At 39.3% G+C, this 15,005-nt stretch carries 10 protein-coding genes, 1 pseudogene and 1 other annotated feature; all 11 genes and pseudogenes read right to left on the bottom strand.

The genetic code is table 11. From position 1 onward, the window contains the following. Nucleotides 1-35 precede the first annotated feature (35 nt). Nucleotides 36-1,797, bottom strand: a pseudogene (dnaG, locus tag HMPREF0851_RS05940) (DNA primase). 195 nt (nt 1,798-1,992) lie between these two features. Beyond that, nucleotides 1,993-2,751 (bottom strand): ABC transporter ATP-binding protein, encoded by a 759-nt coding sequence (locus tag HMPREF0851_RS05935; protein WP_000125443.1) that lies wholly within the window; start codon nt 2,749-2,751, stop codon nt 1,993-1,995. Further along, nucleotides 2,748-3,614, bottom strand: coding sequence for an ABC transporter permease (locus tag HMPREF0851_RS05930; RefSeq protein ID WP_025169840.1), 867 nt, complete (start codon nt 3,612-3,614; stop codon nt 2,748-2,750). Before HMPREF0851_RS05930 ends, HMPREF0851_RS05935 begins: the two co-directional genes overlap by 4 nt. 75 nt (nt 3,615-3,689) lie before the next feature. Then, nucleotides 3,690-4,685 carry a tryptophan ABC transporter substrate-binding protein gene (gene trpX / locus HMPREF0851_RS05925; protein WP_000792179.1) on the bottom strand — a complete coding sequence of 332 codons (996 nt, stop codon included), beginning with the start codon at nt 4,683-4,685 and terminating at the stop codon, nt 3,690-3,692. Between the two features lie 111 nt (nt 4,686-4,796). Continuing rightward, nucleotides 4,797-5,014, bottom strand: a binding site (T-box leader). 96 nt (nt 5,015-5,110) lie between these two features. Beyond that, nucleotides 5,111-7,807 (bottom strand): phosphoenolpyruvate carboxylase, encoded by a 2,697-nt coding sequence (gene ppc / locus HMPREF0851_RS05920; protein ID WP_000058170.1) that lies wholly within the window; start codon nt 7,805-7,807, stop codon nt 5,111-5,113. Nucleotides 7,808-7,831: 24 nt separating this feature from the next. Further along, entirely contained in the window at nt 7,832-9,055 is a 1,224-nt protein-coding gene (gene ftsW, locus HMPREF0851_RS05915; protein ID WP_000703368.1) for a cell division peptidoglycan polymerase FtsW, read from the bottom strand. Between the two features lie 160 nt (nt 9,056-9,215). After that, nucleotides 9,216-10,154: a peptidylprolyl isomerase PrsA gene (prsA, locus tag HMPREF0851_RS05910; protein ID WP_000727944.1), complete on the bottom strand. Its 939-nt coding sequence runs from the start codon at nt 10,152-10,154 to the stop codon at nt 9,216-9,218. Between the two features lie 66 nt (nt 10,155-10,220). Further along, complete coding sequence (locus HMPREF0851_RS05905; RefSeq protein ID WP_009014177.1) at nt 10,221-10,934, bottom strand: O-methyltransferase; 714 nt, start codon at nt 10,932-10,934, stop codon at nt 10,221-10,223. Nucleotide 10,935: 1 nt separating this feature from the next. Next, on the bottom strand, nt 10,936-12,738 hold the full coding sequence (gene pepF, locus HMPREF0851_RS05900; RefSeq protein ID WP_000244151.1) for an oligoendopeptidase F: 1,803 nt from the start codon (nt 12,736-12,738) through the stop codon (nt 10,936-10,938). Nucleotides 12,739-12,756: 18 nt separating this feature from the next. Further along, on the bottom strand, nt 12,757-13,710 hold the full coding sequence (locus HMPREF0851_RS05895) for a competence protein CoiA (protein ID WP_000495923.1): 954 nt from the start codon (nt 13,708-13,710) through the stop codon (nt 12,757-12,759). A gap of 301 nt (nt 13,711-14,011) precedes the next feature. Next, nucleotides 14,012-15,005, bottom strand: a 994-nt coding sequence (locus tag HMPREF0851_RS05890) for a DUF1542 domain-containing protein (protein WP_198004166.1), incomplete at its 5' end; no start/stop codon positions are given.

The following is a 15,005-nucleotide window of genomic DNA, read 5'->3' as shown; positions in this document are numbered from 1 at the left end:
AAATGTTGTTACTTCTTTTTGTTTTGTTGCCATTATTACTCCATTCTTCTCTTTTGGGAAATTAAACGTTCTAACTCTTCTAAGGCTGTGTCTGTATCTCCTACATGGCTAGCTTCCTGCACCTTCTTTTTTGATTCTCATATTGTCCTGATTCAAGAGAGCCTTGTTTCGAGTCATTTCTACTTCACTAAGTTCCTGCGGCGACATCTCAGCAGGCAAATCCTGAGCTAAAACTTGGTACCAAGCTCTTTCGACCTCCTCTTTCTGTTCTGCTAAAACTTCTGGAGGAAGATTACCATACTGGCCAAGCAAGTCATATAGGACCTGAAATTCAGGTGTATCAAATGCAAAGTCTTCTCGCAAACGATAATCGTTCAAAACAAGAGGGGACTCCATCATTCGATAAAGTAAATGGGCTTCAGCCCTCATAATAGCTGATAACTGCTTGGTGACAGGCATAGTGATTGGCGTCGGTTTGGAAATTCCTTCCATGCGATTCTGCCTTTGCGCCTGACGACTCTCATTAACAATCTGCTCAATCTGAGCATAATCAAAGGACGCCAGACTGTCAGCTAAAATATGAATATAGCTGTTTTGAGCAGTGATAGACTTTTCTTGAACAATCAAGGGAGCTATTTTTTCAATAAACTCAATCTGGGCCTGCAGATTTTCACTATTTTCAGGTTTATACTGGTGAATGTAGAACTCAATCGGACTAATACGAGTTTTCGTTAATAGATAGGCCAAGTCTTCTGGTCCATTTTTTTGTAGATACTCATCTGGATCCAAGTTATCAGGCATGCTGACGATTTGCACAGGCATATCACCAATTTCGTCCAGCGCTTTCAATGTCGCAGCTTGCCCAGCCTTATCACCATCGTAAACAAGGACTAACTTCTTGGTTAACCTTTTCAGATGCTCAACATGCTCTCGACTCAAGGCTGTTCCCATAGATGCGACAGCGTTTTCGATTCCAGCCCGATAAGCTGCAATGACATCCATGAACCCTTCCATCAGGTAAATCTCACTGGCTTTTCCAGAAGATTTTTTTGCCCTATCCATATGATATAATTCGTAACTTTTGTTAAAAATTGCAGTCGATCGGCTATTTTTATACTTAGAAGTTTGTGAATCCGTTTTCTGCCAGATACGACCTGAGAAGGCAATAACCTTTCCTTGATCATTTGTCAGGGGAAACATAATCCGATTGTGAAAGGTGTCTACAAATTGATTAGCTTCCGAGAGATAAAACAGTCCTGAATCCAAGAATTCCTCTTCACGATACTGACCAGACAAACGTTGATAGAGATAGTTGCGTTCTGGAGGTGCCAAACCAATCCGAAAATGTTTGAGCACTTCATCTGTCAATCCACGCTGATAAAGGTAATTTCTCGCCTCTTCTCCCATGGTCGTTGTCATGAGAATAGCATGGTAAAATTTGGCTGCATCTTCGTGCATATCATAAAGAGCTTGGTGAGGAGAAACTGGCTTTTGTTCACTATAAAGCGGTTTTTCAACCTCAATTCCAACACGCTGACCTAAGATTTGGACAGCCTCCATAAAGGGAACCCCTTGGTACTCCTCGATGAATTTAAAGACATCACCTGAGCGACCACAACCAAAACAGTGATAAAACTGCTTGTCTTCCACAACGTTGAAAGAAGGAGTCTTTTCACCATGAAAAGGACAGAGCCCTAAATAGTTCCGTCCAGCCTTCTGCAAAGAAATCACATCACCTATGACTTCCACAATGTTGGCATTGTTTTTGATTTCTTCAATGACTTGTTTGTCAACCATACACAATACCTCCATTTTATCATAGTTTCACGTAAACTAGTATAGCTTATTTCTGAAAAAAAGTAAACCATTTCATACGCTTTCCGTAATTCTCTTTGCCTTATTTTTCTAGATAGAAAAGAAAGTTAAAAAACTCAGAAACACTTCCATGCCTCTAAGTTTTGCTTCACAATTTTTGATGAAAATAAAGCTCATCTATTCAAATAATTGATAGTAGTCTGAGATTTTCATTTTTGCCTTTTCTTCTTGGTTCAAATCTTGGATAATCCGTCCTTCTTTCATGACAATCAGACGATTGCCATATTTGAGAGCATCTTCCATATGATGAGTAATCATAAGAGCTGTCAGCTGATCTTTCTTGACAAATTCATCTGTCAACTCCATGAGTGCGACACTTGTCTTTGGATCAAGGGCTGCAGTATGCTCATCTAGCAAGAGTAATTCAGGTCGCTTCAAGGTTGCCATCAAGAGACTTAAGGCCTGTCTTTGCCCACCTGATAAGAACTCAATCGGTGTATTCAAGTGTTTCTCAAGACCATTCCCTACTTTTTCAATGGTCGCCTGAAATTCATCCTTATAACTAGTCAAGCGTCGTGGTAACAATCCACGCTTTTCACCACGAAACTTGGCAATCAAGAGATTCTCTGCCACTGTCATACGAGGAGCTGTCCCCATCTTTGGATCTTGGAAGACACGAGACAGATACTTAGCACGCTTCTCTGGTGAAAACTTAGTAACATCTTCACCCAAGATACGAATAGTTCCACTGGTTAATGACAAGGTTCCTGCAATAGTGTTAAAGAGGGTCGATTTACCAGCACCATTACCTCCTAAAATCGTAATGAAATCCTGTTCAAAAATTTCTAAGGAAACATCATTTAAAATAATCTTTTCTTCATCAAAGCCATTTTTAACGACTTTGGTTGCATTTTTTAATTCTACAATTGCTGTCATTTGCTTAATTTGGCTCCTTTCAAGATTATTTGCTTAAATGTTGGAATCATGAGGCAGACTGCCAAAATCAAGGCACTGTATAAACGAAGGTAACTTGTATTAAAGCCAAGCGCGATGACAGCCCACACTAAGAATTGATAGGCGATAGAACCCACAACGATGGCAACCAAACGCTCTGCCAGGCTCAAACTCTTGAAAATAACTTCCCCAATAATCAAACTTGCAAGCCCCACAACGATAACCCCGATTCCTCGAGATACATCAGCATACCCTTCTTGCTGGGCAATGAGAGCACCTGCAAGGGCAATCACACCATTTGATAAGACCAAGCCCATGAGCTCCATGCGTCCAGTATGAATCCCGAAACTTCTAGCCATATCAGGATTGTCACCTGTAGCAATATAGGCTTGTCCTAGTTTGGTATCCAAGAAAAAGAGCATGAGAGCAATAACAATACTGACAAAGATGAGACCTGTCAAGAGTTGATTCAAATCCGAGTCAAAAGGCAAAATATCCTGGATTTGCTTGGTTCCAAGCAATCCTAAATTGGCACGTCCCATAATCAAGAGCATGATAGAGTGACAGGAAGTCATCACCAAAATCCCTGAGAGCAAGGTCGGGATCTTCCCTTTTGTATAAAGAAGTCCTGCTGCCATTCCAGCCAAACAACCTGCTCCTACAGCAACAAGAGTCGCTAAAAATGGGTTCACGCCTTTGGTTATCAAAGTGACAGCAACAGCTCCCCCAAGAGGGAAGGAACCCTCTGTCGTCATATCTGGAAAGTTCAAAATCCTAAATGTCATAAAGATTCCTAGACCTAAAATAGCCCAGACAAATCCTTGAGAAATAATAGACAATATCATCTGTTTCTTAACCTTTTCTATATGATTTCTATTGTAAAAAATTGGAGGAGATGTCCCCAACTCCTCCATTGTAGATTATTCAATCACCTGTCCTGCTTCTTTGAGAACAGATTCAGGAATCGTAATACCTAGCTCTTGTGCTAATTTTTTATTGATCACTGACTTACCTGTTGAAAAGACATTGACTGGAGTATCAGCCGGTTTTGCACCTTTCAAGACTTGCGCAATCATTTTACCTGTTGCCACACCAAGGTCATGTTGGTCAACTACAACTGATGCCAAACCACCAGCTTCTACCATAGCAGTAGCACTTGGGTAGATTGGTTTTTTAGCTGATTGGTTGCTTGATACAACAGTTGAGAAGGCTGAAGCAATAGTGTTATCGATTGGAACCCAGATAGCATCAACCTTGCTAGTCATAACATTTACTGTTGAAGCAATTTCATTTGTTGAAGGAACAGCAAATGTTTCCACTGTCAAACCTGCTTTTTCAGCATAAGCCTTAAATTCTTCGACCTGTGTTTTTGAATTGTCTTCGCTACTTGAGTAAAGAGCTCCGATTGTTTTCACATTTGGTGTTAGAGCCTTGATGAGTTCAACTTGTTGTTGAGCTGGATTGTGGTCAGACACTCCTGTAATGTTGCCACCTGGTTTTTTCAAATCTTTAACCAAGTTAGCACCAATTGGGTCTGTAATAGCAGCCATGATAACTGGTAGGTCTTTTGTTGCACTAGCCAATCCTTGAGCTGCTGGTGTTGCAATACCAACCACAAGGTCATTGCCATTTGCAACCAATTGTTTACTCATTGTCGCAACCTTACTTTGGTCACCTTCTGAGTTCATAAAGTCGATTTTAATTTGACCATCTTTATAGCCTTCTTCTGCAAGTCCATCTTGAATCCCTTTATAAATCAAGTCAAGAGATGGATGGCTCACAAATTGAAGAACACCAACTTTAGCTACTTTCTTTTCATTCTTAGCTTCTGGTTTATTCATTGAAGAGTAAATCAAGCTTCCTGCTACTAAGACTGCTAAAGCAACAATAATTCCAATTAAACGTTTATTTTTCATTCTATTTCTCCTTTTTAATTCCTTTAAAATACTTCACTTATCTAAACAAGCGACGCCATCGTTTTCTTTCCATACTAACCTCCATCAAAAAAGTCCTCACACAAAAACTTGTGTGAGGACGTCGATGCGCGGTACCACCTCAATTATAGGGAATTTCCCTATCGCTCTGTCTCGCAATAACGAGATGCACTGTAAGGTGTGCTCACCGAATTTTTATGATTTCAAATTCTAAATAACATCCAGCCCAATTTTCATCATCACCACTTATCTGTTTTCAGCTACCACAGACTCTCTAAAAAGTTCGAATGATTACTTTTCTGAATGTTTAAATTATATCATTTTTCAATTACTTGTCAAGACTCTTTTGGTATTTTTTTGAAAGATTCAAAAACTTCCCCTATAGAAAAGAGGAAGTTTGAAAGGGATCAACCCGAATTACGCAATCCTGTTGCAATTCCGTTGATGGTTGTATGAATTAATTTTTCTTGGTCGCTTGATAATTCTCCTCGGCGTTGACGTTTAATCAACTCCAACTGGATATAGTTAAGGATATTAAAGTAAGGCATACGGTAATCCAAACTCGCTTTTAGATATGGATTTTCAGCTAATAATTCGTCATACCCTTCAATCTCTAGAATAACATTTTTAGTTAATTGCCATTCGTCTAAAATAGTGTCATAAATAGCCTTCACTTGATCATCTTCACATAACTTAGCATATTCAAAAGCAATATTCATGTTGGATTTAGATAAGACCATATCTACATTTGAAAGGAGAGACTGGAAGAAAGGCCAATTTTGGTACATATCTCGTAAGATAGCGATATTCTCTGGATTTTTATCGATAAACTCCTTGAAACTTGAACCAACACCATACCAGCCAGGGAACATGACACGACTTTGTGACCATGAGAAAACCCAAGGAATGGCACGTAAACCACCGATTTCAGTAATAGTTTTACGCGCGGCTGGACGAGAACCGATATTAAAGCTTGAAATAGCCTTGATTGGACTTGATTCAAAGAAATAATCATAGAAATGGTCATTCCCAAAGACTAAATCGCGATAAATATCATAACTACGGTCCACTACTTGGTCCATAATGGCTTCATAACGATTGGATGTATTAGTATCACTCTTCCACTGAGTAATCATACGGTTAATGGCTGCTGAAACCAACATTTCAAGGTTATAATAGGCAGCATCTTTATTACCGTATTTATTCCCAATCACTTCACCCTGCTCCGTCAAGCGGATGCGATCCTTGATAGACTTGAGCGGTTGAGAGGTAATAGCTTCATAGGTTGGTCCACCACCACGACCGACAGTCCCACCACGGCCATGGAAGAAGGTAACCTTAACGCCAAATTCATCTCCAATTGCAGTCAGTTGTTGTTGTGCCTTGTAGAGAGTCCAACATGATGATAAGTAACCGCCATCTTTATTACTGTCAGAGTAGCCAAGCATGATTTCTTGGTAGTTATTACGTGAAGCTATCCATTTCTTAGCTAGACCAAGAGAAAGGTACTCCCTCATGGTTTCTTCTGAGTGGTCCAAGTCCTCGATTGTTTCAAAAAGAGGAACAATTTGGACACGGGCTCTTTCTTTATCAACTAGCCCTACTTCTTTTAGTAAGATAGCCAATTCCAGCATGTCTGATACGCTGGTTGCATGTGAAATAATTGTCTGACGAATAACATCATCACCCAACTTATCTTTCAACTTACGAGCAGCTTTAAAGATGGCTAATTCTTTTTCAAGTAACTCTGATTTTTCAACATGAGTGGCAGAAAGAATACGTGGATCTTCTTCCAATTCTTTCAATAGAAGCTGGCATTTTTCTTCTTCACTTAGTTCGCTATAACGCGAATGAATTCCTGCTGATTTTAAGAGTTCTGCTACACAGGCCTCATGAACACTAGAATCTTGACGCATGTCGATGGATGCCAAATAGAAACCAAAAATTTCAACTGCCTGAATCAGCTCAACAAAATCACCAGAAATCAGTGCTTCACCCTTATTTTCCAAGAGGGAATCACGAATGGTAATTAAATCCTTATAAAAATCATTAGCTGTTTCATAGCGAGCCCCAACTTCCTTATCTTCAATGAGATAAGTTTTTGTTGCTTGGATTTTTGATTGAATATCAAACAAGGCACGGCGGTAAAGCTCTTTTTCACGGTAGATAGAGTTATCCTTAGATTGACGAGCCATTTCTCTGACTTGCTTGCTGACATTGACAATACTGGTTGAGAGGGAGAACTCACGATAAAGTTGGTAAATCTTTTCATCATAGTAATTCATGATGACTTCACACTGGGTCATGGCAGATTTCTTTAAGGTATCTGCTGTAACAAAGGGATTACCATCACGGTCTCCACCAATCCACATTCCCATAGTAATTGGTTTAGGATGTTTTAACTCCAGTCCATGTTTTCTAGCCAAACGCTTGTACTCAGCAGTCAAATGAGGAACAGCTTTCAGGAATGAACTATTGTAGTATTCCATAACATTCGTGATTTCATTGGTAACTTTCAATTTCTTTTCACGAATCATATCTGTTTGCATGATAATCTCGATGTAACGACGGAGATCATTATGCCATTTTTCCTTATTAATCAAGCCTAATTTCACATCACGATACTTACGCAAGAGGGTATGGATATGGTTAGTCAAATCCAACATACTCTTACGTTGCACTTGTGTTGGATGGGCAGTCAAAACTGGAACAACATTCAAATGTTCTAGAATTTCAACCGCATTTTCTTTTTCTGCAACCATTTTAATCGTTGCTGATAATTTACCAAGATAATCTTGATCGATATTATTTTGGTGGTTTATTTCATAGGCCAAATCCACGTCTTCTGAAATATTAATCAAAAGAGGTAAGATAGAGAAATAGCGTGAAATATAAGCCATTTCATCATTTGACAGACTAGTAACCAATTGGTTCAAGCCTTGATAATCTTCTTTAGTTGACAATTCCTTCAACTGCATGATTTTTTCAAAAGTCTCTGGAGCAAGCATATTTTTAGTAATATCTTCTAACAATTCTGTTAAAATCAATACTTCTTCTTGCACGACAGCTTTATTACTATAGTTTTCTAATTTTTGAAGAGACATAGGTAATCCTTTCCACTCTCAGCTCTACATATAGTGTGATGAGTGAGCTTCTAACTCCTCATATAATTGGGCACGCTTTTCACTTGCATCAATGTTTAAGACAAAGGCGATGGCTACAGACAAGACCAGCAGGCTATTCCCTCCTTGCGATAGGAAAGGGAAGGTAACTCCTGTTGAAGGAATAATACCAGAGATTCCACCAATATTGACAAAAACCTGTACCAACATCATCCCCCCAACCCCAATCGCCATCATGGAATTAAAGGGGTTCTTAGCACGAATTCCCACCAGAATAATTCGTAAAATAAGGAAGAAGACAAGTGCCAAGATCAAGCTGGCTCCCACAAAGCCAAATTCTTCAATGACAATTGAAAATACAAAGTCTGTATGGGCTTCTGGTAAATAGCCACGTTTTTCGATTGAATTTCCTAAGCCTAGACCAAACCAGCCACCATTGACCATGGCAAAGTAAGAATTTGCAAGTTGGTGGCCTGCTCCTGCCAAATCGGCAAAGGGATTAAAGTAGGCACTGAAACGCTTAGCCACATATCCAAATACTGGAACTTTTAAAAACTTATCAACCCCTATCATATCAATAGCTGTTAAGGAAAGGGCGGAAACACCAAACAAAAGACCGATAAAGGCTACAAACCAGCGATGAGCAATCCCACTAAGTGTGTACATAATCAAGGCAACCAAAGCTAGGATAGTAGCATTCCCCAAATCTGGGAAAATAGCCAAACTTCCTATCATGACCAAGAGGACAAAACGCCAATCATTAAAAGCACGAGGAATCCATTGATTTTGAGTTAAAACTTGGAAATCATAAACAGCAATTTCATCCTGTTGTTTTGAAAAACGTTGGGCTAAGTACCAGACGATAATAATCTTCAAATACTCAGCTGGCTGAATGGTCAAAGGTCCTACTGATATCCAACCATAGGCTCCATTGACTGGCGTACCAATTAAGCGAGCCAGAGCTAATAGAATTAGCTCAACAAACATAACAATAAATAAAAGTCGTTCTTTTCTTAAAAAATTCAGTTTCAGCTTATATATCAAGGCAATCAATATTAAACTAAAGCCCCAAAACATTCCCTGACTTCGAACTAATTGCAGGGCACTTTTACCTTCTTCGATAAGAATAGCACTGGTTGTAGAATAAACTACAATCAAGCCCAAAATAGATAAAAGTAAATAAGGAACTAGGATAGAATAGTTTAATAGGTGCCTCTTACTAATCTTCATAGTATCACCAATCTAATGAGAACAAAAGAAATTATTCCCAAATTCCGTTTATTTTCTAGTTTTGATTGCTATTATACCATTTTTTCCGAAAGAAAAAAACTCTTATCCTTAAGATAGAAGATTTTCTCATAAGAAAAAGAGCACTTGGCTCTTTTCTGTTTTATTCTTTTGATGAACTACTTGAGCTTGAATCTCCACCACCGATATATTGAGTGAAAATATTTTGGAAGGCTTGGTCTTTAACCTTGATATTGGCTGCTTGCAATTCTTTTCCGATAATGCTTTGAACAAATGTCGCATCGTTTTGTTTTTGAGTTAAGATAACAGTTTTTAATTTTTCTTTATAATCATCGATATTAGATGATTTTTCTGTTTTCTTAATGAGTTTTACAATGTAATATTGACTACTATAGGCTTGTGTGCCAGTGGCTTTAATCACATCAGAAACACCATTTACATCTAAAGCAAAAGCAGCTTTTTTAACTTGTTCTGGCACTTCTGTTGAAGCAGAATCAAAGGTGATTTCTCCACCGTTTGCTTTGGTTTTCTCATCAGTTGAGTTATCTTTAGCTAATTGAGCGAAATCTGCGCCACTTGCCTTGGCTTTTTCAAGAATTTCTTTCGCTTTATCCTCATTATCAAGACGAATAATTTGAGCAGTTACATCTGGAGTGTACTCATCAAAGGCTTTCTTATAAGCATCATCTGTCAATTCAGCTTCTGCTGCCTTCTTAACTGCTAACTCAACCAATTTACTTGTACGAATTTGAGCTTTACGTGTTTCAAGTGTCATACCTGCTTGTGACAAGACACGTTGGTAGTTTTCGCCATATTGTTTTTCTTCTTCGGCAATAGTATCGTTGACTTCTTTGTCATCTACTTCTGAACCGTATTGTTTCTCAAATACTTTTTGGATGGTCAAGTTCAACAACACTTGTTGGGCTGAAGGGTTGCTTTTCACTTGCTCATAAAATTGATGTTCTGTGATGACATCCCCTTTCATGCTGATAAGGTCTGCCCCTTCTGAACCTTTCGAACAAGCTGCTAAAGTTGCTACTGATAATAGTGTAATGGCTCCTGCCAATAATTTTTTCTTCATGTCTACTCCTTTGAGATAAGTGTTACCCTATCTATTTTACTATATTTTCTTAAATTTTTCTGAAAATCATTCGCTGTCAGGTAATTGAACATCTGCTAGATTTTTACGAAGCATGAGAATGCCGTCCCCCAGAGGTACTAATGTTGCAGTGAGTCCTGGATTGTCTAAGGTTGCATCAAATAGTCTTTGAAGTCCTCTGTAAATAGTTCGCTGACCTCGACGAACTTCCATAATGTCCTTGGCAACATCACCACCTTGGAAAATATCATCCAAGACAACCACACCACCGACTTCCAAATGTTTGAGGATTTCTGGCAGAAAGACGATGTATTTAGACTTAGCAGAATCCATAAAGACGAAATCATAGGACTCTGTCAGTGTCGATAAGACATCTACCGCATCTCCTTCTAGGAGTGTAATTTGCTTACGACTGTCAAACTGGGCAAAATTTTCCTTGGCAAAACCAATCATTTCTGGATTGCGATCAATGGTTGTAATCTTGGCCTTTGGCGCATGTTCTGCCATCAAGAGAGCTGAAAAACCAATTGCAGTACCAATTTCCAGAATATTTTTAGGTTGTATGGTTTCCATGAGAAAACGGAAATAAGCTACTGTTTCATGGGGAATAATAGGAATATTTTCCTTGCGGGCAAAGTCTTCCAATTCTTTCAAGGAACCTGTGACTTGCTTTTGACGCTGACGCATCAAGTCTACAATTTCTTCTTTGACGACAGGACGACGCATGTTATGGTTGGCATTCTTACTATACGATTCAACCATCTTATGCCAATCCCAATTTTTCAACAAGGGCTTCAAACTCATTTAAACGGCGTTCAAAGACTGCAAAGGCATCGTTGAGGTAGTCTTCCTTCTCCATATCAACTCCAGCTTTTCTCATGACATTAAGTGGATAGTCAGATTTACCTGCCTTGAGGTAGTCGATATAGCGGTCACGGTCTTCTTGACTACCATGGACAATCTTTTCAGCCAAGGCTGAAGCTGCTGCAAAGCCAGTTGAATATTGATACACATAGTAGTTATAGTAGAAGTGTGGAATGCGAGCCCACTCGTATTGGATTTCAGGATTGTCTTCCTTACTCAAACCATAATACTCTTGGTTCAAGTCTGCGTAGAGTTTATTTAGGAAATCGCTTGTCAAGACTTCCCCATTTTGGTCCGCTTGGTGAATGGCGTGTTCAAACTCAGCAAATTGAGTTTGGCGGAAAACTGTCCCACGGAAACCATCTAGGAAGTTATTGAGAATCGCAAAGCGCGTTGCGTCGTCTTCCACTTCTTCCAATAATTTCTCCGTCAAGATGTTTTCATTGGTAGTTGAGGCAATCTCAGCCAAGAAGATAGAATAATCACCGTAAACATAAGGCTGCGTTTCACGAGTATAGCTGGAATGCATACTGTGACCAGTCTCATGGACAAGAGTAAAGAGATTGTCCAGATTGTCCTGCCAGTTAAGAAGCATAAAGGCATTTGTATCGTAAGAACCACCCGAGTAAGCCCCTGAACGCTTGCCTTGGTTTTCGTAAACATCAATCCAACGCTCGCTGAAGGCACGTTTAACACGGCTCAAGTAATCCTCACCCAAGACTGCCAAGGCATCTTCTGCTTTTTTCAAAGCTTCTTGGTAGGTAAAACTGTATTCAACAGATGAAAGCGGTGTGTAGACATCGTACATCTTGAGGTCTGAAATCCCCAAAATCTTTGAACGAAGCTCAAGGTATCGATGCAAGAGTGGCAAGTGCTTGCGAACTGCTGCCACCAAATTGTCATAAACACTCTCTGGAACAAAATTGGCCGCTAGGGCTGCATGACGAGCACTCTTGTAGTTGCGAACTTTGGCACGGTAGTTTTGCACCTTAACATTGGTTTGCAAGGTTTTGGCATAGGTGTGTTGGAATTGTTCATAAGTCGCATAAAGGGCTTGATAGGCACCACGGCGCACCTCACGGTTTTTAGACTCCATCAAACGCATATAAACGCCATGTGACAATTGTACTTCGTTACCATCTTCATCTTTAACAAATGGAAAGACGATATCTGCATTATCTAAAATAGCAAAGGTTTCACTTGCTGAACCAAAGATTTCACCAGCTCCAGCCAATAATTCTTCTTCACGTTGTGAAAGAACGTGATCCTTTCCTTGCAAAAGCTTGTCAAAATAGTGTTGATAAACCTGCAATTTTGGTTGAGTCTCTAAAAAGTCAGCATACTGCTTTTCACTGATTTCCATAAATTCAGGCTCATAGAATGAAAAGGCTTGGTCTAGCTGACTGTAGAGAGTCATTGCCTTGGCATAGTACTCTTGATACTTGGCTTCACGTGTATCTTGGTCATTTTTCATATGAGCATAAACGTAAAGCTTCTCCATCTGACGTTCCATTTCAAGAGAAAATTCAGTGATTTCGAGTAGGCTATCCGCACTATCCAAGAGATGGCCTTCATACTGGGCTACTGTCTCCAGTTGTTCTGTTAAATCTTTTAAGGCTTCTTCCCAAGCCTGGTCAGTTGGGTAAATCGTTGATAGATCCCATGTATCTTTTTCATTTATTTCATTTCTTTGTAATACCATTAGATTCCTCCATCCTTTCTATTCTACCATATTTTTCAAGAAATATTGCTGATAAAAGGCTGGTGGATAAAGCTTTTGCCAATCATTTTGAGGATTTTTTTGATAATAAATTTGAAAATACTTATAATAGCTAGTCAAATCTTGCTCAATTTGGCAAAACTCTCCTACTAGAGGTCGAATTTGTGGATACCATGCTTTTAGCTTATAAGTCAGGAGATTTTCTCCCTTTTGATAGGCTTCTGCTTGTTCTTTCATCCAAATAGGGTTTTGATAATAAAGTTGTTGCTGAATATAGCGACAGATGTCCTTATCCTGAGAAACTGTAAAATGAGATATTTTTTGTTTCTTATAGGGAAGACGTAATATATCCAGTAAACTAGCTTGACCATAGGGAAATTCCTTGATTTGATAATGGAGTTTGCCACGGAGATCTTGGTGAATAAGATATTTGAGTCTTAAAAACTGTTTTTCCTTGTCTACTTCCCAAACATAAAATCCCATGTTTTGACTGAAATAAAGAAAACCTTCTTGCAGACGAGTCAATCGCTCCCTGAGCCAAAGTTTTTCCCCCAACAACCACAGTACTTGGTAACCCTGACTACGATAGCCCTCACTACGCTCTTTAAGAAGTTTTTGTGGCAAGGGACTACACTGAACTTCTAAAGCTAGATTACGATTTACAAATACATCCGCAATCTGTTTAAGCTCTGGAAGCGGATATTCTAATTGCACCTCCGCCTCTGTTTTCAACCAGTGATAGAGGACTTCCTTATTTGCCAAGTGTTCTGGGCTTTCATTTTCAAAGGAGTAATCACAGTCTTTTAGGGATTTGTGGGCAAAATGGGTTCGGACACTTGGCCCTTGACGCAAACGGAGCTGACCTCCACAAGCTGGGCAAGTGTATGCTTGCTTTTCAAGCTTATCCTCTAACACATTTACCAAATCTCCCCTAACATCTCTTGCAACAAACATGATTTCCCTCCTTTTCTATATTATTCGTAAAAATTAATAATCGTATTTTTAATTGTAGAAGAAAAGTATAGTAAATTGAAATAAAATGTGAACTAAGAGATTAGGAAAGTCAAATTAATTTCTAACAATGCTTCAGAAGTCATGTCCTACTATTCCAGTTTCAATACCCTATATAATTGACAAATAACCAAAATCTCCTAGCAATCAATGGACTACTAGGAGAGTTTTTTTAAGGAATTCTATATAAGCTATAAAATCAAATACAGATTTTACTAAAAGATTAGATTAACTTATATATAAATTATGCTTCTTCGTCTTCTTTACGACGACGGCCTGCAAGACCAAGTCCAAGTACTGCACTTGCTACAGCTGCTACCATAGCTACTGTAGAGTCTGCTGTACCAGTATTTGGAAGTTGTCGATCTTTATTTATTGTAGTTTCAGATACTGGAGTTCCATCTGACATTTCATTAGCACTGCCGTCCTTATGTGGCTGAGCTGGCATTTCTTCTGAAATACCATTCACACTACCTGTATAGGTTGGGACTTCTGCTGTTGGTGGAACAATAACATTGCCTTCACCATCTGTACTACTTGTGCCTACTGGTTCTGTATAAGCTGGGACTTCTGCTGTTGGTGGCGTAACTACGTTACCTTCACCATCTGTACTGCTTGTACCTACTGGTTCTGTATAAGCTGGGACTTCTACAGTTGGTGGAATAATAACATTGCCTTCACCATCTGTACTACTTGTGCCTACTGGTTCTGTATAAGCTGGAACTTCTACAGTTGGTGGTGTAATACCGTTGCCTGCGCTATTCGTACTGCTTGTACCTACTGGATTTACTGCTTCAATTGCTTTAACTCCTGTAGTTTGAGCAGCATCTACTCCATCTTGATCTTTCGCTTCATTGATAGCATTTACGGCTGCGATGGCGGCTTTCGCTACTTCGGCTTTCGCTGCTGCTTTTTCATCGTCTGACAATTTAGCGTTCTTATCAATTGAGGCAATCTTAGTTTCTGACGCTGTTTGGATTGCTTCTAGGGCTTTCTCTTTACCTACTGGAGTTACTGCGTTAATTGCTGTTGTTCCTGTAGTTTGAGCGCCGTCCACTCCATCTTGATCTTTCGCTTCATTGATAGCATTTACGGCTGCGATGGCGGCTTTCGCTACTTCGGCTTTCGCTGCTGCTTTTTCATCGTCTGACAATTTAGCGTTCTTATCAATTGAGGCAATCTTAGTTTCTGACGCTGTTTGGATTGCTTCTAGGGCTTTCTCTTTACCTACTGGAGTT

The sequence above is a fragment of the Streptococcus sp. M334 genome (genome assembly GCF_000187745.1).
GTDB lineage: Bacteria > Bacillota > Bacilli > Lactobacillales > Streptococcaceae > Streptococcus.
This window is presented reverse-complemented; position numbering and strand designations above follow the sequence as displayed.